We start from the raw sequence: 22,340 nt of genomic DNA on the forward strand, positions 1-22,340 counted from the left end.
AATGTTATAAAAAGGTTAAGACTAAGCCTTGTTCATATATATTTAGAATCTAATTTAAAGACCTCATAATGAAAAAATTATTATTATCCGTTTTAGTTGCTCTTGCAGTTGTGTCTTGTAGCAATGATTCCAACGAAGAATCATTAGATGCCATTAACAATGACGGCCTTCAACTAGCAGCAGCTAGAAAATGTCACGCTAATGAAAACTATGAAAAAATGTTGCTCGATCCTTCTTTTCAACAAAAGGTGTTAGAGATTGAAGAGCAAACAGAGCAATTTACTAATGAGTTTATGTCGAAAAAGAAGCCTGTTAGAGGTGGTGGGGGTGGTGGCGACGGTACTCCTCCAGCTGATAATCTTGGGGTAATTAATATACCCGTCTATGTACATGTTATATATAGTAATGCCAATGAAAATATAAGCGATGCTCAGATCAATTCTCAAATTAGCGTACTTAATGCTGATTTTAGAAAATCCAATAGCGATGCTGCTCAGGTTCCAACTCAATTTGCTGGTTTAGCATCAGATACAGAAATCCAATTCAACCTTGTTGGTGTTACTAGAAAATCTTCCACTCGTACGTCATGGGGAACTAATGACGCTATGAAAAGTGCGGCTAATGGCGGTGTTGATGTGGTGGATCCTGCAAATGCAATGAACATTTGGGTTTGTAATATAGGTGGTGGAATCTTAGGTTATGCGCAGTTTCCAGGAGGAAGCGCTAGTACTGATGGAATCGTTGTTGGTCCTCAATATTTCGGAAACACCGGATATTTAAGTGTTCCATTTGATGGAGGTAGAACAACAACTCATGAAGTAGGTCACTACCTTAACTTACGTCATATTTGGGGTGATGGAAGATGTAATAGAGACGATTTTGTTTCTGACACTCCTACTTCAGATAGAGCAAATTACGGTTGCCCTTCTTACCCAACTACCAACTGTAGATCTACAGATATGACTATGAATTACATGGATTATGTAGATGATAGCTGTATGTACATGTTCAGTACTGGACAAAAAGCGAGAATGAGGTCTTTATTTGCATCAGGTGGAGTTAGAGCATCCTTGAACAACTAGACTTTTAAAACTCTAATTTATAAAGCCATCCTAAAAACTTAGGATGGCTTTTTTTAAATTTTCTTTTTAAACAGGTAATCTTTGAAAAGCTTTTTTTGATCTTCAAAAATCTGAGATATTTGAAGTCCAGATTCTTTTGCAAGCCATTCTACCATATGGTCGTCGTATTTCTGAGAAATTTCAGTGTGGATGGTTTCCCATTTATTGAAACTTACTTTAAGAGGTAACTTTTTAATATTCACCTCGCATTTTTTTGTAGCCAGCAGGTAGCTTTTTGCGGTTCCGCTTTCTGGGTCATAAGCTTCCCAGTGCTCAAACGTACTGACATCAAAATCGGCATTCATTTCACGATTTACTCGATGTAATAGATTGCGATTAAATTCCTGAGTAACACCAGTAGTATCGGCATAGGCAGTTTGAATCGTCAACGGGTCTTTTTTCTGATCAAACCCCATAAACAATCTATCTTCTGAAGACATAATTTTTTGAATCTGTTTCAAAAAATCTATAGCTTCTGCATGGGCTAGATTTCCAATGTTGGAGCCTAATACCATAATCATCTTGGGTCTTTTATTGTATTTAGCCAGTTGTTTAAGGACTTTGAAATAGGTTCCTTGTTCACCTTGAACATCCATTTTGGGCCAGACTTTTTTAATAGACGAAGAAAGTTCGTCTATAGCGTGCTGGCTTATATCTATGGGTATGTAGGTGAAGTTAGATTTATGATGATCAAGTTCTTCAAGAAATACTTTAGTTTTCTTTCCGTCTCCAGCACCTAGTTCTATAAGGTCAAATCCCTTATCATTCTCAAAAAGCGACCTCAAATCACTTTTGTACTGGTTGATAATATTAAACTCTGCCGTTGTCAGGTAATATTCTGGCAATGCCATGATTTGCTGGAAGAGCTTATCACCACGATCGTCATAAATATATTTAGAGCTTAAAAACTTAGGAAATTTACTCAGTCCTTCTTTTACGTGTTGTTCAAATTCCTGTTGGAACGATTCTTTTTTTGTCATAATGATTGGGCAAGTCGCAAGCTTGTAAATTGCCATCTAAGTGGCGCGTGAAAAAAGTTTCTATAAGTGGGTCGCACATGATTTACCGGCGTTGCGATAGAGCTGCCTCGCAGTACTTTCTGGTTGACCATAAATTTACCGTTGTACTCGCCTAAGGCACCATCAGGTTTTTGATAGTTAGGGTAGGGAAGGTAGGCACTTTCTGTCCATTCCCATCGGTTGCCATGTTTGAAGTTGGACTGGGCAACTTCCCATTCAAACTCGGTAGGCAAGCGCATGCCTTTCCATTGTGCAAAAGCAAATGCTTCATAATAGGAGATATGAGTTACGGCAGCAGCCAGATTAACTTCCTTTGAACCGCTCAATAAATAGTGCGTCCACTTAGCGTTATCATGATGCCAATACATAGGAGCAACAATGGAGTTTTTATTTACCCAATCCCATCCTTCGGTATGCCATATCATCGGGTTAGAATAACCACCGTCATTTATAAATTCTATCCATTCTCCATTTGTTACTAAAGAGTTGCAGATGGCGTAAGGTTCTAAAAACACCCGATGTCTAGGCTGCTCATTATCATAACAAAATTCCTTAGAAGCATGACCTATTTTATAAATCCCTTCTTTTATTTCTATAAAATCAACAGCGGCATTTTCAAGGAGTTCTTCATTGGTAACGCTGCCATATTCTGGTTGTAAAGGATTGTTTCCTAAAATATACTTGATATCGGTAAGCAGTAATTCTTGATGTTGTTTTTCATGATGAATGCCTATTTCTAAAACGGGTATAAGCTCTTCTGTCAGGTGACTTTCAATCAACTCTTGCATGTGAGAAGTCACATAAACTCGGTAATCGTAAATATCTTTAACACTAGGTCTTGAAAGATTACCACGATCAGTGCGTACCACTCGTTTTCCTATACTTTCATAATAGCTATTGAAAACAAAGGCGTAGTTTTCATGATATCTTTTGTAATTGGGGAGGTGTGCATCGAGTAAAAATTCTTCAAAAAACCAAGTTGTATGGCCCAGATGCCACTTAGGCGGCGATATATCCACATTAGGCTGTACCACATAATCCTCTGTTTGTAATGGTTGACATATACCTTCTGTAGCGGTTCGGGTTTCAATAAAAAGTTGAAGAAGTTGCTTTGTAGAAATCATTTTGTCAAAGTTAAGATGTTTTTGAGTATTTCGCTTTCGCGAAAGCGTTAACCTCAAGTTAATTGGATTTTGAAGATACATGCTTTCATTTAATATAGTTCTACTTTATTCAAAATAATGGTAGGTAGAGCAAATGAAAAGATCTAATACCATACGATATCGTTGTTGCGACGTCTATTTGGGAGAGGCTCTTTGTGTATGGTAAGGTACCTGACAAGCCCAACACCAAAAAAAATAAGTATTGTTACTGCCCAAAGGATGACAATCAAAGCAAAATTTCTGGGAGCAACGCAATTAGCAAGTGCACCTGCAGGTTGTTTACGTCTTTGGGATTCCTCTTTCTCCCATGTTATGCGTTGCTTTTCCCAATCTTTAATTTCCCGTTCTTTTTCTAAGGTTTTGTAGTAACCATCTGGACTGATAGGTTTATAATTTCTAGCTTTAACCGCTTTTAAGTTTATGGAAGTGGTACTCCTCTTTGTTGTTTTTACAAAGAATAGTTGGTGAACTTTCCATAGTTTGGAAACTCAGCTTTGTTGGTGTAGTGTTTCTGTCGGTAAATTAATTCGACTGTTTCTGGATTACGCATCTCTATCAGGTGATAGGTGATGTTGGGCTGGTTTTTTATTTTAGTACTACTTTGCCGTTATTTTCAAATTCTTTTAAGGCCAGATCATAAAAATATAAAATACGTATAGGTCGGTATGTAGCGGTGTCTTGTATTCGGTATGTTCACACCTATCTTCCGGAGTGTAGCATAGACTAGAGCATACAAATAATAAAGAAAACAGAAATTTTATAAGACTTGTCTACACAGCAACGACCCCTTTAATAGCAGGATGCGGATCGTAATTTTCTAAACTGAAATCTTCATATTTAAAATCAAATATATCTTTGATTTCGGGATTCAGTTTCATTTGCGGTAATTCTCTGGGTTCTCTGGTTAGTTGCAGTTCTACTTGCTCCCTTAAGTTGTTGTAAATATGCACATCACCAAAGCTGTGGATAAAATCACCATATTCCAAATCGCATACCTGCGCTACCATCATTGTTAATAAGGCATAGCTTGCAATGTTAAAAGGAACGCCTAGAAATACATCTGCGCTTCTTTGGTACAGTTGACAGCTTAACTTATTGTTTGCCACATAGAATTGGAAGAAGGCGTGGCAAGGAGGTAAAGCAGCTTTACCATTTTCTACATTTTCTGAAAAACTTTTACTAGTATCAGGTAGCACGCTCGGATTCCATGCGCTTACTATCATACGGCGACTGTTAGGATTGGTCTTTAAGGTGTTGATAACTTCTTTGATTTGATCTATTCCTTCATCATTCCAATTGCGCCACTGGTGCCCATAAACCGGTCCTAGATCGCCACTTTCATCAGCCCATTCATTCCATATTCTTACGTTATGATCTTTGAGGTACTGTATGTTAGTATCCCCAGATAGCAACCACAGCAATTCGTGAATAATGGATTTTAAGTGTACCTTTTTTGTTGTTACTAAAGGAAAGCCTTTTTGAAGATTAAAACGCATTTGATGGCCGAATAGGCTGCGAGTTCCAGTTCCAGTGCGATCGCCTTTGTCGATGCCGTTTTCTAAAATATCTTGAAGTAAATCTTGGTATTGTTTCATAATCAATAAAGTTGCTTTGTTGACATTTGTGCAAGCCAAACAATACAAATTACTTGAAATCTATAATTAAAAACGAATAAATGCTATGGAAGATATAAGCTTTTATTAACCAGCGTGACGCTCGTCTTCATCATGAGTAAATGAATCTGCCCAGGAGATCGCACTTTCCATATTACTAAAAAAGCCAAAGGAGCCAGAATATAAAGATTGCTCTGTAGCAGCCTGAATTTTTTGTTCTTGAGTAGTTCCAACTATAGCGATTCCTACCATAGTTTTTGCGTTCACAAGTTGGTATACTTTAGCATCTACTTCATGGCCAAATTCACGATTAGAGATAAACACTATTTTTTGTTTGCCGTAATAATCATTGATATCAGTAAGCATGCGCATGGCAATTTCATTGTTAACAATTACGCCAGAATGTAAGTGACCTATAACGTAGTTGTCATAGCAATACATGGAGCCAAAGGTGTAATCAATTTTATGGTGGAAGGAGGTAAATTTCAAGGCTGGTCCTGTTTTAGAATAAGAACTGTCGCAAAAATAAACATTTCTTTAACAAAACCTTCTCTTTTTAAAATTTATCCAAAAAGCATCCCTGCTATAGTGGCTGTGAGCAGTGCAGCACAAGTACCTCCTATAAGTGCCTTAATACCAAAAGCGGCTAAGGTCTTGCGTTGTCCGGGCGCAAGAACGCCTATTCCGCCTATTTGTATTCCAATAGAGGCAAAGTTTGCAAATCCACAAAGCGCATAGGTGGCTATAATAATAGATTTAGGGTGCATTATTTTACCCGCTTCTTTAAGATCTTTAAGAGATCCATATGCAATGAATTCATTTAAGATTGTTTTCTCACCTAGGAGTTGTCCTACTAAAACAATATCGTCTGTATGAACACCTAATAACCCATGCGATAGGTGCAAATAGGTTACCTAAAATGTACTGCATAGAAAAACCGTCGTACCTACCGCTACTAGAAGATTCTATGATAGAATTTAACCCAGTATATTCTCCTATTAAATCCTTTAGTCCAAAATTTACTACCGCAATTAATGCTGTAAAAACAAGAAGCATGGCCCCTACATTTACAGCTAATTTTAATCCATCTGTAGTACCACGCGAAATAGCATCTAATATATTACTACCTATTTTATCTTTAGAAACTTTAAGGGATCTGTCTATTTTAGTTTTGTCTTCTTCTGGGTAGAGCATTTTTGCTATTACGATTGCTGCAGGGGCACTCATTATGGATGCGGTGAGTAAGTGCTTGGTAAATAATATTTGTTGAGCTTCACTTTCTCCACCTAGAAATCCGATAAAAGCAGCAAGGACGCCACCGGCAATAGTGGCCATTCCACCTACCATAAGACATAGCATTTCTGATTTGGTCATTTTCTCCAGATAGGGTTTTACTACTAGAGGAGCTTCTGTCTGTCCAATAAAAATATTAGCCGCAGCTGCAAGTGATTCTGCACCGCTTAATCGCATGGTTTTACTCATGATCCACGCCAGGACATAAACTACTTTCTGAAGGACTCCTAAGTAATATAAAAGAGAAGTAAAGGCTGAAAAGAAAACGATAGTCGGGAGTACTTTAAAAGCAAATACATAACCCCAATTACCACTAGTGTCTATAAAATTACCAAAAACAAACTCTGCTCCAGCTTCACTCACAGCAAGAAATCTAACAACACCGGTTGAAATAGCGTCAAAAATGTAGGCTACACTCTCAAATTTAAGAACAGAAATAGCAAAAACGACTTGCAATGTGATACCTACTATAACTAAACGCCAGTCTATCTTCCTTTTATTCTTACTTAGTATAAAGCAAAGTCCTAAAATAAACAAGATACCCAGTATTCCTCGATAAAAGCTTTCAAAGCTAAATCCTAATTCATTAGATATTTCAATGTTAGAAGAGATGATCTTTTTCTTGATTAAAAAAGTATAGGTAACGCTCTTGTTTTTTAATAATAAGCTATCGCCATTTACCTTTTCTAGATCAAACTGTTTAAGGTCTATTTGTGGTTCATTAGGATAAAGAGCGATAAAGTCTCCTTGTAAAATAAATCTGCCATTAGAATTGAGACTGTCTACTCCAGTGTAGTACTTGTAATTCTGTTTGTTAAAGGAAATACTGTCTAGTTGGTAGGGTGTTGTTTGGGAAAGATCATCTGCCTTTGCCGAGTTAAGCACCCATGTTCCTTCTATAAGGGTGTTGTCTTGAGCATTTGTTATAAATGAAAAACAGATAAAAGTTAAAGCAGTAAGAAGTCTGGGCAGAAAAGAATTCATATTTTTTCGGAAAGGGGTTATCGTTTAGATATTTCATCTCTGATTTGTGCTGCTAGTTCATAGTTTTCTTTAGAAACAGCCTCTCCTAACATTTTTTTAAGTTCGGTTAAAGAGAATTTACTGTAATCGTTTGCTTCTTCGCTTGCTGCACTGATGAGCTCGTCAATCATTTCTTCACTATCCAATTCTGCAATTTCCAGTTCTTTGTCTGGTTTGATGTGTTGTTGAATTCCTGCTTCTTCCAGAATATTTTCATAAGTAAAAACAGGTGCTTTAAATCTTACCGCCAAAGCGATTGCGTCGCTCGTTCGGGCATCAATGATTTCTTCAATTTTATCCCTTTCACAAATAAGGCTGCTGTAAAAAACACCATCTACTAACTTGTGAATGATCACTTGTTTAACAGTAATCGAGAATCGTTGGGCAAAACTTTTAAATAAATCATGGGTAAGAGGTCGCGGCGGACTCAACTCTTTTTCTAGCGCGATGGCAATACTTTGCGCTTCAAATGCTCCTATAACTATAGGTAATTGCCTTGGGCCATCAACTTCTTTAAGCACTAATGCATAAGCACCGTTCTGAGTTTGGCTGTAAGATATGCCTCGTATGTTAAGTCGTTTTAGACTCATGATTAGTTAATTGCTGGGAATGGAAATCGGTTATACTTTTTATGATGTGCTATAAAATTATTCTTTTAAATTTCAATGCTTTTTTTAAGACTCCGTAGCGATGCCATGCAGTTTAAAAAGACTTAAGTTGCTATTAAAAGTTATAATTTACGTCCAGACTTAAAAAACCTAAACGAGTTCATGAAAAAAGCTGTGCAAAAATGAGGTTTTTCTCTTATTGCACAGCTTTAAATTTAAGAAATTCTTAATTAACTTATCAAGAATCTTAAGCGTTTGCCACTTTAAAGGCTTTTAACTTTTCAATCAAAGCTGGAACTACTTCAAAAGCGTCACCTACAACTCCATAATCTGCTGCCTTAAAGAAAGGAGCTTCTGGGTCTGTATTAATGACTACTTTAATCTTAGAAGAGTTGATTCCTGCAAGGTGCTGTATCGCTCCAGAAATACCTATGGCAATGTATAAGTTAGAAGCAACTGGTTTACCTGTTTGCCCCACGTGTTCGCCATGAGGTCTCCATCCTAAGTCACTAACTGGTTTGGAACAAGCTGTTGCTGCTCCTAAAACGTCAGCAAGCTCTTCTATCATTCCCCAGTTTTCTGGTCCTTTCATACCACGACCTGCACTTACCACTACTTCAGCATCAGCGATAGTCACTTTATCAGTAGCTTTATCTACAGACTGCACGTGAACGGTAAAGTCTGCATCACTTAATGATGGAGCAAATGCTTGTACGGCACAATCAGTTGCCTTTTCTTTAAGACCGTAAGCGTTTTTAGATATTCCTACTAACTTTACATCTGTAGTAATTGCTGTATCAGCAAATGCTTTGTTTGTAAAGACAGTTCTTTTTACCGTAAAAGGTTCTTTGGAAGAAGGCAGCTCGGTTACATTAGAAACATAACCCGCTTCTAAATGTACACTTACTAGGGATCCTAAGTACTTTGAGTCTGCACTAGAACTGATCACTACTACTTTTGCATTTTCAGCTTTTGCAGCTTGTGCAATAGCGTTAGCATAAGCTGCAGCATTAAATTTATCTAATTTGGAATCGCTTACATTGTGCAATCTGCTCACTCCATAAGTTCCTAAATCTCCAGCGTCATTTGCATGAAAAGATATAGCGGCAACATCTGTTCCCATCATATCTGCCACACCTTTTGCATAACTGGCTACTTCATAAGCAGTCTTTTTAAAACTACCGTTTTCTGATTCTGTATATACGAGTACGGACATGTATTTTGATTTTTATTGTAGCGTCCATATGTAATGGACAGATACTTGTTTAGTTATGGTTTGGCTTTATTACCTTATCAATTGCGGTATAAGCCTTTTTTAATTTCGCTTTCGCGAAAGCGAAATACTTAAAATATTTTAAATCAGCATTTAATTATTTTGCTTTTTTAATCATCAGGGTTTAAATCGCTTTTGCCTCGTTGTGAAGTAAATCGATTAATCTGTCAAGATCTCCAGCATCTACAAGAGTTACCTGACCTTTAGGCTCTGGTTTTGTAAAAGAAATACTATTGGTTTCTGTAGTAGCATCTGTTGCAGGAACTACAGTTAATGGTTTTTTACGTGCCATCATAATTCCGCGCATATTAGGAATTCTCAAGTCACTTTCTTCAACAAGACCTTTCTGTCCACCTATTACCAGAGGAAGACTTGTTGTTACGGTTTCTTTACCACCATCAATTTCACGTATGGCAGTGGCATTAGAGCCATCTACTTCTAGAGAAATACAGGTGTTTACAAAACTAGCTCCTGTCATTGCAGCGACCATTCCTGGAACCATTCCACCGTTATAGTCGATTGATTCACGACCGGCTATGATAAGATCATAACCCCCATCCTTTACAACAGCACTTAATTGCTTTGCTACTTGATAACCATCTGTGGCTGGTGTGTCTACTCTAATAGCTGTGTCTGCACCTATTGCTAGCGCTTTTCTCAATGTCGGTTCTACTTCTGCTCCACCTACAGTAATTACATCAACACTTGCTCCTTGTTTTTCTTTGAACCACATGGCACGAGTCAGACCAAATTCATCATTTGGATTGATGACAAATTGAACACCGCTGGTGTCAAATTGTGTATTGCTATCTGTAAAATTGATTTTTGAAGTGGTATCTGGCACATGGCTGATACATACTAATATCTTCATATTTTATGGTCTTTTAAATCCTTTTCAATCGATTGCGAAATTACAAAAAAAACAAATAATAAACTATGCGTGCATAATAAATTTTTGTTTAATTTTTATTGATTCGTGGTTTTCCCTATTTTTTAGAATCACTTGAAGTATGGTTAAATATACTGCTACAGTCTTAATGTCGCCAGATTTTATGATAATTATAGGTGAATGAGATGTTTTTTAGCCTAAAATGCTTGGTTAAAATGTTACCTCTCACTGATGTTAACCTTACTTCTAAAAATAAAAAAAACCACTGAAAACTATCCCAGTGGTTAAAATTAATAAGTTTAGACCTTTTTTGTTTTGTCTTTAATTACCGGTGTAATACTTTTTTCCGTTTCAGTTTTTGCACATCCAGATTCGTATGGTCCACAATTCGTACAATATCCATCGCCATTTTCTTCTCTTCTAGGACTACATCCTTTAGTACAGCCTGTGTATGTAAGACCTGATGACTTTGTAGAAAAAGACATAAATCCTTTCTCAACATCAACGATAAATGCAGTTTTGCTCATATTCTCAAAATCCTCAGCAACGAGATGAAGTGCTTGTTGATCTGTTTCTCCTAAGTTTACATATTCAAAGCTTAATGATGGAACTTTAGATTTGAATTCTTGATTTTCATTTATATACTCATTTACGGCTACAATTAATTTTGATTCCTCAAAAATTACATAATTTTTACCGTTAAAAGTTCCAAACGCATTTTCTGGAGCATTAGATTTTGTTTTGATGACGGTGTTGTTTTCATCAGATTCATTTTTATCTGTTGTACATGATGTCGTCATGACAACTGCTGAGATAACAATGGCGAAATAAACAAATAATTTTTTCATTGTCGCAATGTTTTTAATTGATTATCAATTAAATATACATACATATTAACTTTACAAAGAATTTTAATATTTATTTAGAATCTCATATTAAAAGTCAGACAACTGTCTTTTCAAAAGCCACAAAGAGTCCTGTAAAAACCACAATCAGATAATGGTTTTAGTCCTTTGTATAATAATAGTAGGTAAATAAGAGATTTTTTAGCCTAAAATTATCGCATCCTAAGATTATGTAAGTTATTTTTGTTTTCTTTTAAAATACGATAACATCATATCCTAATATATGAAGACAATACAATTCCGCGAGGCAATTTGCGAAGCGATGAGTGAAGAAATGAGACGCGACGAGACCATCTATTTAATGGGTGAAGAGGTTGCAGAATATAATGGGGCTTATAAAGCTTCCAAAGGAATGCTAGACGAGTTCGGTGCCAAAAGAGTTATTGACACCCCTATTTCTGAGCTTGGTTTTGCAGGAGTAGCTATAGGTTCTACGATGACAGGAAACCGTCCTATCGTAGAGTACATGACGTTCAACTTCTCATTAGTTGGTATTGACCAGATCATCAACAACGCTGCAAAAATACGCCAGATGTCTGGTGGACAATTTAACTGTCCTATCGTTTTCCGTGGTCCTACAGCAAGTGCAGGGCAGCTGGGAGCAACGCACTCACAAGCTTTTGAAAACTGGTTTGCAAACACTCCTGGCCTTAAAGTAATCGTACCTTCAAATCCTTATGATGCAAAAGGGCTTCTTAAAGCCGCAATACGTGATGACGATCCAGTTATTTTTATGGAGTCTGAGCAAATGTATGGTGATAAAGGTGAAGTGCCGGAAGGTGAGTATGTGTTGCCTATAGGTGTTGCAGAGATAAAGAGAGAGGGAACTGATGTGACTATCGTTTCTTTTGGAAAAATTATCAAAGAAGCTTATAAAGCAGCAGACGAATTAGAAAAAGAAGGCATTTCTTGTGAAATTATCGATTTAAGAACTGTACGTCCTTATGATAAGGAAGCAATCTTGAAATCAGTTAAGAAAACAAATCGATTGGTTATTCTTGAAGAGGCATGGCCATTTGGTAATGTGTCTACGGAGATTTCTCATATGGTACAAGCAGAGGCATTTGATTATCTAGATGCTCCTATATATAGGATCAACACTCAAGATACTCCAGCACCTTATTCTCCAGTATTATTTGCAGAATGGTTGCCTAACCATAAAGATGTGGTAGAAGGCGTGAAGAAAGTGATGTACAAGAAGTAGTTTCTTTATGCATATAATTTGAACCCATTTCGTATGAAATGGGTTTTTTCTGTTTTAAAAGGTCAACAATACTTTTTATAAATTAAACACCTCACCCTAACGATAGTAGTTTTACTTTTGATCTTTAGTCTGCTTATGAAAAATGATTTAAATAATGACGATTTAGCCTTGAGCTGCCTTAGGATGAATTGCCATTTAGGAAAAAAAAGGAAAGCGGTATATAAACGAATCTTATGTATAGGGATGCTAATTTTCACCTTGACTAGTATTGCACAGACTAAAGTAGGTGGCGTGATCTATGACGAATTTGGAGCTACGGTACCTTTTGCAAACGTAATCTTTCCAGGTTCTAGTGAAGGAACCATCTCTAATGATAACGGTAGGTTTTACATACAGTCTGAGAATACATACCAGGAGGTGGAATTCTCATTTGTAGGGTATAAAACACAAATCCTTAAATTGGATGTCAAGATAAACCTGGACCTGAAAATTACCTTGCAAACTGATACGGCAGAATTAGATGCTGTAATGGTCTATGCGGGTAAAACTTCTAAGAAAAATAATCCTGCGATCGATATCCTACGTAAAGTATGGGAAAACAGACGTAAAAATGGGCTTTCTCAATTCAAACAATATCAGTACGATAAATATGAAAAGCTGGAATTTGACATGAATACCATAGACAGTTCTATGATTAAATCCAAGTTATTTAGGGGGATGGAGTTTGTTTTTAATTATGCTGATACCAGCAGGATTACAGGTAAAACCTATTTGCCTATTTTTATCAATGAATCCCTTTCTACGGTTTATGGAGATAATGAAATCAACAAAGAGTTAGACGATGTAAATGCTAATAAAAACTCTGGCTTCTCCAATAACCAGACGTTGATTGCTTTTGTAAAAGACTTGTATAATGATATTGATGTGTATGATCGTTATTTAAAATTCTTTGATAAGAGTTTTACCAGTCCAGTAGGTAAAAGCGGTATCGACACCTATAACTATGTATTGAGGGATACTGCTATTGTTGATGGAGTAGAGGCGTACAACATTGTCTATTACCCTCGTCGTAAAGGCGAGCTCACCTTTAAAGGAGATTTTTGGGTGGCCACAGAATCCTATGCGATCAAAGAAATCAACATGCAGGCGACTAAAAGTGCCAACATCAACTGGGTCAAAGAAATCTATATCGAGCAAGAATATGATGTCTTAAACGATAGCTTGTTTTTAATTACTCGCGATTACTTTTTAAGTGATTTTGCTTTGAATAAAAAGGAAAAATCCAAAGGTATCTATGGAAAACGCACCACCTTATTTGACAATTATCAATTTGACATTGAAAAAGAACCGGATTTTTACAGGCGTAGAGTAAATGATTACCATCCAGAAATCTATGATAGAGATGAGGCATACTGGGACAAAAACAGATTAGAAAAACTCAATAAAGATGAGAAGCAAGTCTACACGATGCTGGATACGCTTAAAAAGAACAAGAAGTTCAAGCGTCTTTATAATATAGGTACGGTTCTCGCATCTGGATATTATGAGTTTGATGGCTTTGACTTTGGTCCTATTTTTTCCACTTTCGGATTTAATGATGTAGAAGGGATACGTTTGCGCGCTGGTGGAAGAACTTACTTTGACGCAAATGATCCTTGGAGAATAGAGGGTTATGGAGCTTATGGATTTAGAGACCAACAGTTCAAATTTGGAATAGGAGGTAAATACTTATTAGATAAGCAAAGCAGACTGATAGTAAGCGCTGGTTATCGTGATGATGTAGAACAACTCGCTGCCAGTCTTACCAGAACAAATGATGTTCTAGGACGTAGTCTCGCATCTAGCGCTTTAGTCAGTGCAGGAAACAACGGTAGGCTTTCCAAAATCAAACTAGGAGTAGCAGCGGTAAGTTTTGAGCCTTTGTACAATCTAGAATTTAGATTGGGAGCCAGTTACAGAAAGATAGAAACGGCAAATCCAGGTTTTTTCAGTCTGGATTATTTTGATGCAACGGCACCGGGAGGAATACGTTCTGAAACAAATCAAGCTGAGGTAGATCTTTCTGTTACGTATAAACCAGGTCGCAAGACCACAAACTATGGCGTGGACCGCACGATCATTAATGAGGGTGATTATCCCGTGCTTTTCTTGAATTATGCCAGAGGTTTTAAGGATCTTTTGAGTAGTAACTTTGATTATGATAAAGCACAGTTTTATTACAGTCATCCTTTTCAGATAGGTGTTTTTGGTAGGTTAACCGCTCGTATTGAAGCAGGGAAAACTTTTGGAGAAGTGCCCCTAGCATTACTGGATGTCATTCCAGGAAACCAGACTTATTTCAATATCCCCGGCTCCTTTAATACGATGAATTTCTACGAGTTTGTAACAGACGAATACCTTATGGTGAATTTAAATCACAATTTTAATGGACGTCTTTTTTCCCGTATTCCTGGTTTAAGAGATTTGAATTTACGGGAACTGGTAGGGATAAAAGCCGCTTACGGTCGCATAAGCGATAAGAATATAGCATTAAACGCAAGTGGTCTTAATTACTTAGCTCCAGAAGATATTTTCTGGGAGTACAGCGCAGGTATCGGAAATATTTTTAAGGTGTTGCGACTAGATGTGAATTTTAGAGGTGGTTACAATTATTTGCCAGATGCGCGACAGATTTCTGTTACGGGTAGTTTTGGGTTTTTCTTTTAGGATGATCATCCCAGAAAATTTGGCTTATAAACCATTACTTTAAGAACTAGCTGGTTCCAAATTTATCAGGGATCTGTTGGAATCTATTTCTATAGCTTTTAACTGATTCCTTTATGGTCATACCGCTGTAGAGCGGTATCGGCTGGAAGTTATCTTAAAAACCCATTTACTTCCTTATAGCTATTTTTTATAGTCTAAATCTAGCATTTCGATTAGTTCCAGACGATGCCAACACAAATAGTTGGCATGTCGAAACTCAGTTACCTTTATCAAAATTATTTCAGAAACCAACATCCCAAGTTTTGGTCTTGGCATGTTTGGTTGATATGGCTGTACCTAGAAATTGTGTTCCTTCATGATTTTTTACAAAAAAAATGGAAGTTCATCCTGACGCAGCGCAGCGCAAAATTATAAACAAGACTATATAAAACCTTTATTTTGTAGGAATTAACAACAACATTCAACTATTTTAGCAAAAATTTTATTTATGAGGCTTTTTACGCTTGCACTTTTGTTTTTTGGTTTGTTTGCAAGTGCGCAGACAGCTGATGATTTTGTTTTTACCGTTGATCTCACTATTAGATCTTCTGCGAATTATAGGTTCAATTTCAGTACTTCAAATAATATTTCCATTGATTGGGGCGATGGTCAACAGACAAACTATACAAGTGGAAGTAACCAGTCTGCTGCACATTCATTTGCAAGTAATGGAGTTTACACAGTTATAGTAAATGGTCCGTTAGACTCTTTTGAATTTTATTTAAATGATCCTATATCTATCACACAATGGGGTAATTCAATTTTTCAGACCATGAGAAATGCTTTTGAATACTGTCAGAATTTATCGATTAATGCATTAGATGTTCCTGATTTATCTCAAGTTACAAATATGTCGTTTATGTTCCGTTTCGCTATAAATTTTGATTCAGACATATCAAATTGGGATGTATCTAATGTTATCGATATGACAGAGATGTTCAAGGGTGCTTATTCTTTTAATTCTGATATATCAAGTTGGGATGTCTCTAGTGTAAGTGAAATGAACGATATGTTTCAATCTGCAAGATTATTTAACCAGCCCTTAAATTCGTGGGACGTTAGTGGAGCAAGAACACTTAGTGGCATGTTTACAGGTGCAAATAACTTTAATCAACCATTACATTCATGGGATGTATCAAACATTACTTGGTTGTCTTACCTCTTTTTTGGAGCATCAAGTTTTAATCAGGATCTTTCTTCATGGGATTTTAATCAGAATAGTAATATCAGAAATTTTATCCATAACAGCGGCTTAGATGTTTATAACTACGATGCATTACTACGTAAATTTGTAGAGATTCAGGTTGATAATGTTGATTTAGGGCTTACTTATCTGGAATATTGCGATAGCTTCTCAAGAAACCAACTTATAAATCGAGGTTGGACCATACTTAATGATTCAGAAGCAATCAACTGCACTGACCAAACTTTAACAGGTTCTGTTAAATTTGACCATGACTCAAATGGTTGTTCTGCATCAGACTTTGAAGCAAATGGTTTAGCCATAAGAGTTTCTAATGCAACTGATTTCTACGATTTTTATACCCAAAATGGAATTTACAACTCAAATTTAAGACCCGGTATTTATACAGTTACCCCTTTGATAGACTCACAGCGTTTTAATGTTAGTCCAACTTCTGCTAATGTAAATATTACATCTAATGGACTAATCACACAAGATTTTTGTATTAGTACACCATTAGATTTTGATGCGGTCGATTTAACTATTTTACCTGTTAATGATGCCCGTCCTGGTTTTGATGCTTCTTATAAACTGATTTACACAAATACAGGTACAATAACTTTTTCAGGAACGATTGAATTAGATTTTGAAGATAATTATCTAGACTTTATGTCAGCAAACCCTGCACCTAATGCAATTCTTTTTAGAAAGTTAACATGGGACTTTTCTAATTTGAATCCTTTTGAAACTCAAGAAATCGAATTGAATTTAAATTTAAATACTCCTACAGACTTAGTATACCCTTTAAATATAAATGATGTTTTGGATTTTGAAGCGAGATTGAGTCATAACATTCCTAATAACACACCTTCAGATGCTATATTCAGTTTAGAACAAATCGTTGTCAATTCTTTTGACCCTAATGATAAATCCTGTTTACAAGGGGAGACAATTTTACCAACTATGGTAGGAGAATACGTGCATTATAGAATTCGTTTTGAGAATGAAGGAACGGCAAGTGCTGTAAACGTAAGAATAGTAGATTATATTGATACTTCTAAATTTGATATCGCTACTTTAACTCCATTGAGCGGTAGCCATGATTATTTGGCTACAATTACTGAAGGCAATAAAGTAGAGTTTTTGTTTGATAATATTAACTTGCCATTCACCGCACCAGCCAGTCAAGGTTATGTGTTGTTTAAAATTAAAACGTTAGATACGCTGGTTTTAGGAGATGACTTCTCCAATCAAGCAGAGATTTATTTTGACTTTAACTTTCCGATTATTACCAATCTAGAAACGACAGCAGTTGCTGTTCCATTAAGTTTAAATGAGAGTAATTTATTTCAAGCAAGTCTGTTTCCTAATCCAGCTCAAAACTCAATAAGTGTAAAAAGCAACCTAGAGTTCCATCAGTACACCATTTATAATACTTTAGGAGCTGTAGTTTCTGAACAAAAACTGGAGAGCCCAAGTTTAAGTCATCATATACAAGTAAACAATTTGGTTTCTGGATTGTACTTTGTTGAGCTAAGAGGTGATCAAGGCAGTTTTGTTGTAAAAATGATTAAAGAGTAGTTCTCTAAATTATAGAATCTTAAAAACCCATTTACGGTATGTAGATGGGTTTTTTGGTTTCCGCTTTCGCGAAAGCGGAATCACATCAATTTTTAATCAGACTTATAATTATTCAAATCGCAGTTTATTGTTATGATATTTGTTGGATTGACAGCATCCCTTGCGCCCATTTATTCGATTCGAAATATCGCAATCGTTTTCTTAACATTATTTTATTACATTAGCGAGATTTTATAACCAAACATCAATTATTCTATGGAAATGTATATGATTTATTTGCCAATTGTTTTGGCAGTTTTAGGGCTTGTTTATATGCTCATTAAAAAATCCTGGGTGATGAAACAGGATGCCGGCGACGGTAAAATGAAAGAAATTTCAGATCACATTTATGAAGGGGCACTCGCTTTCCTAAAAGCAGAGTACAAACTACTCGCCATTTTTGTGGTAGTGGTAAGTGTTCTGTTATTTGTAGTATCTCTTTTTGTTCCTTCTACGCACTGGATGATTGTTATCGCATTTATTTGCGGAGCAGTATTCTCTGCTTACGCAGGAAATATAGGAATGAAAATAGCCACCAAAACTAATGTGAGAACCACACAAGCAGCTCGTACAAGTTTGCCCAAAGCCTTAGAAGTTTCCTTCGGTGGAGGAATGGTGATGGGATTAGGCGTTGCTGGTCTTGCTGTTTTAGGTTTAACAGGATTCTTTTTACTGTTCTATCATTTCTTTATGGGTGGTCAATGGACTAATACAGAAACAATGACTATTGTACTTGAAACACTTGCCGGATTCTCTCTTGGCGCAGAGTCTATTGCGCTTTTTGCTCGAGTAGGTGGTGGAATTTATACCAAAGCAGCTGACGTAGGTGCTGACCTTGTAGGGAAAGTAGAAGCAGGAATCCCTGAAGATGATCCACGTAATCCAGCAACTATTGCAGATAATGTAGGCGATAATGTAGGTGATGTTGCAGGAATGGGAGCAGATTTATTCGGTTCTTATGTAGCGACAATTCTCGCTGCCATGGTTCTTGGAAACTACGTGATAAAAGATATGGGTGGCAACATCGTCAATGAAGGCTTTGGCGGTATAGGACCTATTCTTTTACCTATGTCCATTGCTGGTGTAGGTATTATTATTTCTATGATAGGAATGATGTTGGTGCGATTAAAAAATAAGGATGCAAAAGAAGCTCAAGTAATGGGTGCCTTAAACATCGGTAACTGGACTGCCATAGTTTTAGTGGCAGTGGCTTGCTACGGACTTTGTATGTGGATGCTTCCAGAAACGATGCAGATGAAGTTTTTTGGAGAAAATCTAGATGCAAATGGCAATGAAATACCCATGTTGGTTTCTAGAATGAATGTATTTTATGCCACTCTAGTGGGGCTCGTAGTAGGAGCAGTGATATCATCTGTAACAGAATATTATACTGGATTAGGTAAAAAGCCTACTCTTAAAATTGTACAACAATCTTCTACAGGTGCAGGAACAAATATTATTGCTGGTCTTGCGACTGGTATGATATCAACGTTTCCATCGGTATTGTTATTTGCTGGAGCGATCTGGGCCTCTTATGCTTTTGCAGGTTTCTATGGGGTAGCTCTTGCAGCAAGTGCCATGATGGCAACTACAGCAATGCAGTTAGCCATTGATGCATTCGGTCCTATAGCAGACAATGCTGGTGGCATCGCAGAGATGAGCGAACAAGAACCTATTGTGCGAGAACGCACTGATATTCTTGATGCTGTAGGAAATACAACGGCAGCGACAGGTAAAGGATTTGCAATTGCTTCGGCAGCATTGACTTCGCTGGCTTTATTTGCAGCTTACGTCACCTTTACAGGAATAGAAGGAATTAATATTTTTAAGGCACCAGTTCTTGCGATGTTATTTGTAGGAGCAATGGTTCCTGTAGTATTTAGTGCGCTTGCCATGAATGCGGTAGGAAAAGCAGCCATGGAAATGGTGGAAGAAGTCAGACGTCAGTTTAGAGAAATTCCTGGAATTATGGAAGGAACTGGTAAACCTGAATACGATAAGTGTGTAGACATTTCTACAAAGGCTTCTCTGAAGGAAATGATGTTGCCAGGTTTATTGACCATTGGTTTTCCATTGGTAATTGCTTTTGTACCGATGATTTTTGGTATGGATCATCTAGCGATTGCAGAGATGTTAGGTGGATACATGGCTGGAGTTACTGTAAGTGGTGTTCTTTGGGCAATCTTTCAAAACAACGCTGGTGGCGCTTGGGATAATGCTAAGAAATCTTTTGAAGCAGGTGTAGAAATCAATGGGGAGATGACTTACAAAGGTTCTGACGCTCATAAAGCAGCTGTAACTGGGGATACCGTAGGAGATCCATTTAAAGATACTTCTGGTCCATCTATGAATATCTTGATTAAATTGACTTGTTTAATCGGTCTTGTTATAGCTCCTATTTTAGGAGGACATACAGAAGAAGGACAAGCGGGATTATCAACACCTACTCCAGTAGTTCAGCAAGTTGCTGTGAATATTGATGAGGTGACCAATTTAAAAGACGTAAATATTCAAAAATCAGTGGACGAAGCAACTGGTATGGTAACAGCAAAGGTTACTATCAAGAAAAAAGTGAATGGCGCAACAGTGAGCAAGACTCATAATTTAAGTGGTACAAAAGAAGAAGTTGATGCTCAAATCGCAAAAATGGATAAGGAAGTGGGTAACTTCAAATAGAACAACTACTGTTTAAAATTAAAATCCCATTGCGCTATAGGCGCAATGGGATTTTTAATTTTAATAGGGCACAACACCTATCCCTTATCGTCCCTTCTTGCATCTGACGAGTTCTTACGAGAGGAATGCACGACGGTAATTAGAAAGTTTTATGATCTATGCTCCAGAGCTAGAAATTGAGATTTTTCCCTTCTTGAATCCGACGACTTCTCGACCTCTGCTTTGCCGAAAGAGAGGAATGCATAATGCCGTCAGCTAATGGTTGTTCACGGCTTACTAAGAGTAAAAAATGAATTAAAAAAAAACAGAGAAAACCCCTTTAAAACTTGTTTTCAAAGGGATTTAAAATAGTATTAGTACCTAATACTAAAGTGAAAATGCTTTTTTTACTACATCTACATAATCCAACTTCTCCCAAGTAAATAATTCTACTTCACGTTCTACTCTTCCGTTATACGGAGATTCAAACACTAATTTTTCTATTCTTGGCGTTCTACCCATATGACCATAAGCAGCTGTTTCAGAATAAATGGGATTTCTTAATTTCAAGCGAGATTCTATTGCCGCGGGACGCATGTCAAATATTTCAGCAACTTTTCTAGAAATCTCTCCATCGGTAAGATTTACTGTTGCAGTTCCATAAGTATATACGTTGATAGAAGTAGGCTTTACCACACCTATCGCATAAGAAACCTGGACCAATACTTCTGTAGCAAGGCCGGCAGCTACTAAGTTTTTAGCAACATGACGAGATGCATAGGCAGCACTTCTATCTACTTTTGAAGGATCTTTCCCAGAAAAAGCACCACCACCGTGAGCACCTTTACCACCATAAGTATCTACAATAATCTTACGACCTGTTAACCCAGTATCTCCGTGTGGACCGCCGATTACAAATTTACCAGTAGGGTTGATGTGGTATGTAATGTCATCATTAAACAATTTCTGAGCATAATCTGGAAGCAATTTTTTGACACGAGGTATCAAAATCTCTAGAAGGTCTTTTTTGATTTGTGCCAGCATCGCATGGTCATCATCATTAAAATCGTCATGTTGTGTAGAAATAACAATTGCCTCGATGCGCTGGGGTACATTATCATCACTATACTCAATAGTTACCTGTGATTTTGCATCAGGACGCAAATAGGTGATGTCTTTCATCTCCCGACGCAATGCTGCTAATTCAATAAGGATCTTATGAGAAATATCTAACGCCAGGGGCATGTAATTCTCTGTCTCGTTAGTCGCATAACCGAACATCATACCTTGATCTCCAGCACCTTGCTCTTCTTTTGTGGCGCGATCCACTCCTTGATTGATGTCTTGAGATTGCTCGTGTATCAATGAGATCACTCCACAAGAGTCACCAGAAAACTTATAAGCTCCTTTGGTGTAGCCTATTTTATTGATCACGTCGCGAGCAATTTGCGCAGCGTCTATATAGGTGTCAGATTTCACTTCACCTGCAAGTACTACCTGTCCAGTAGTTACAAGGGTTTCACAAGCCACCTTTGATTCGGGATCGAAGGCTAAAAAATTATCTAATAAAGCATCACTGATCTGGTCAGCAACTTTGTCTGGATGTCCTTCACTAACGGACTCTGATGTAAATAAGTAGGGCATTTTATAGTTGCGCTTTCGCGAAAGCGAAACAAAAACAAACTATTTTTTATGATGATCAACCTTTTTAGTTTAGGATCAACTTTTTAAAATCGCTTGAATTGTATAACCTCGCGTGATTAATACTACAAGAAGATAAGGTGGCTGTATTGTTTTGCGCAGTACACGGTTTTAGCGTTTTATGTCTCGAATGTAATCTCGGGACGAGGTCGCAAGCAGCCAAATCTTTCCTCTTTATTGAATTGCAAATGTAATACATGTAAATCTTTAATAATAGCTGCGTTATAGGATTATTAACAACCATCATAATCAGACCTTATTATGGTAATTTATACCGGTTCTTTAAATGATATCCTAAGGAAACAGAAAGCTTATTTAAGACAGG

At 37.0% G+C, this 22,340-nt stretch carries 16 protein-coding genes; 5 read left to right on the forward strand and 11 right to left on the reverse strand.

Translation table 11 applies throughout. The features are described 5' to 3' along the window. The first annotated feature begins 68 nt into the window (after nucleotides 1-68). Nucleotides 69-1,082, forward strand: coding sequence for a zinc metalloprotease (locus F0365_RS07270; RefSeq protein WP_169933094.1), 1,014 nt, complete (start codon nucleotides 69-71; stop codon nucleotides 1,080-1,082). A gap of 53 nt (nucleotides 1,083-1,135) precedes the next feature. On the opposite strand, the gene F0365_RS07275 is transcribed toward F0365_RS07270, so the two are convergent. From F0365_RS07275 to F0365_RS07315, 10 genes are all read right to left on the reverse strand, one after another. Next, the gene (locus F0365_RS07275; protein WP_169933095.1) at nucleotides 1,136-2,101 is read right to left on the reverse strand and encodes an L-histidine N(alpha)-methyltransferase; all 966 of its coding nucleotides are present in this window, start codon (nucleotides 2,099-2,101) and stop codon (nucleotides 1,136-1,138) included. After that, a complete protein-coding gene (gene egtB, locus F0365_RS07280) occupies nucleotides 2,098-3,264 on the reverse strand; it encodes an ergothioneine biosynthesis protein EgtB (protein ID WP_169934791.1) in 1,167 nt (388 codons plus the stop codon). Before egtB ends, F0365_RS07275 begins: the two co-directional genes overlap by 4 nt. An 809-nt stretch (nucleotides 3,265-4,073) precedes the next feature. Then, on the reverse strand, nucleotides 4,074-4,898 hold the full coding sequence (locus F0365_RS07285) for a thymidylate synthase (RefSeq protein ID WP_169933096.1): 825 nt from the start codon (nucleotides 4,896-4,898) through the stop codon (nucleotides 4,074-4,076). A gap of 105 nt (nucleotides 4,899-5,003) precedes the next feature. Next, nucleotides 5,004-5,405, reverse strand: a complete 402-nt coding sequence (locus F0365_RS07290; RefSeq protein ID WP_240961939.1) for a thymidylate synthase — start codon at nucleotides 5,403-5,405, stop codon at nucleotides 5,004-5,006. Nucleotides 5,406-5,479: 74 nt separating this feature from the next. Beyond that, on the reverse strand, nucleotides 5,480-5,821 hold the full coding sequence (locus F0365_RS16545; RefSeq protein ID WP_240961940.1) for a nucleoside transporter C-terminal domain-containing protein: 342 nt from the start codon (nucleotides 5,819-5,821) through the stop codon (nucleotides 5,480-5,482). Further along, nucleotides 5,751-7,193 carry a NupC/NupG family nucleoside CNT transporter gene (locus F0365_RS07295; RefSeq protein ID WP_240961941.1) on the reverse strand — a complete coding sequence of 481 codons (1,443 nt, stop codon included), beginning with the start codon at nucleotides 7,191-7,193 and terminating at the stop codon, nucleotides 5,751-5,753. Before F0365_RS07295 ends, F0365_RS16545 begins: the two co-directional genes overlap by 71 nt. Nucleotides 7,194-7,210: 17 nt before the next feature. Continuing rightward, nucleotides 7,211-7,822: a bifunctional nuclease family protein gene (locus F0365_RS07300; RefSeq protein WP_169933097.1), complete on the reverse strand. Its 612-nt coding sequence runs from the start codon at nucleotides 7,820-7,822 to the stop codon at nucleotides 7,211-7,213. A 265-nt stretch (nucleotides 7,823-8,087) separates the two neighbouring features. Beyond that, nucleotides 8,088-9,056: an electron transfer flavoprotein subunit alpha/FixB family protein gene (locus F0365_RS07305; protein WP_169933098.1), complete on the reverse strand. Its 969-nt coding sequence runs from the start codon at nucleotides 9,054-9,056 to the stop codon at nucleotides 8,088-8,090. Nucleotides 9,057-9,237: 181 nt separating this feature from the next. Continuing rightward, nucleotides 9,238-9,984, reverse strand: a complete 747-nt coding sequence (locus F0365_RS07310; RefSeq protein ID WP_169933099.1) for an electron transfer flavoprotein subunit beta/FixA family protein — start codon at nucleotides 9,982-9,984, stop codon at nucleotides 9,238-9,240. Between the two features lie 317 nt (nucleotides 9,985-10,301). Continuing rightward, nucleotides 10,302-10,850, reverse strand: a complete 549-nt coding sequence (locus F0365_RS07315; protein WP_169933100.1) for a hypothetical protein — start codon at nucleotides 10,848-10,850, stop codon at nucleotides 10,302-10,304. 280 nt (nucleotides 10,851-11,130) lie between these two features. On the opposite strand from F0365_RS07315, the gene F0365_RS07320 reads away from it, so the two are divergent. From F0365_RS07320 to F0365_RS07335, 4 genes are all read left to right on the forward strand, one after another. Continuing rightward, the gene (locus F0365_RS07320; protein WP_169933101.1) at nucleotides 11,131-12,111 is read left to right on the forward strand and encodes a pyruvate dehydrogenase complex E1 component subunit beta; all 981 of its coding nucleotides are present in this window, start codon (nucleotides 11,131-11,133) and stop codon (nucleotides 12,109-12,111) included. A gap of 243 nt (nucleotides 12,112-12,354) precedes the next feature. Next, the gene (locus F0365_RS07325; protein WP_206071313.1) at nucleotides 12,355-14,817 is read left to right on the forward strand and encodes a DUF5686 and carboxypeptidase-like regulatory domain-containing protein; all 2,463 of its coding nucleotides are present in this window, start codon (nucleotides 12,355-12,357) and stop codon (nucleotides 14,815-14,817) included. Nucleotides 14,818-15,304: 487 nt separating this feature from the next. Next, nucleotides 15,305-17,620: a BspA family leucine-rich repeat surface protein gene (locus F0365_RS07330; protein ID WP_169933102.1), complete on the forward strand. Its 2,316-nt coding sequence runs from the start codon at nucleotides 15,305-15,307 to the stop codon at nucleotides 17,618-17,620. Between the two features lie 255 nt (nucleotides 17,621-17,875). After that, the gene (locus F0365_RS07335) at nucleotides 17,876-20,335 is read left to right on the forward strand and encodes a sodium-translocating pyrophosphatase (protein WP_169933103.1); all 2,460 of its coding nucleotides are present in this window, start codon (nucleotides 17,876-17,878) and stop codon (nucleotides 20,333-20,335) included. A 366-nt stretch (nucleotides 20,336-20,701) separates the two neighbouring features. Here F0365_RS07335 and metK read toward each other — a convergent pair whose 3' ends face one another. Further along, a complete protein-coding gene (gene metK / locus F0365_RS07340) occupies nucleotides 20,702-21,958 on the reverse strand; it encodes a methionine adenosyltransferase (RefSeq protein ID WP_169933104.1) in 1,257 nt (418 codons plus the stop codon). Nucleotides 21,959-22,340 lie beyond the last annotated feature (382 nt).

It is taken from the genome of Nonlabens sp. Ci31 (assembly GCF_012974865.1).
Lineage (GTDB): Bacteria > Bacteroidota > Bacteroidia > Flavobacteriales > Flavobacteriaceae > Nonlabens.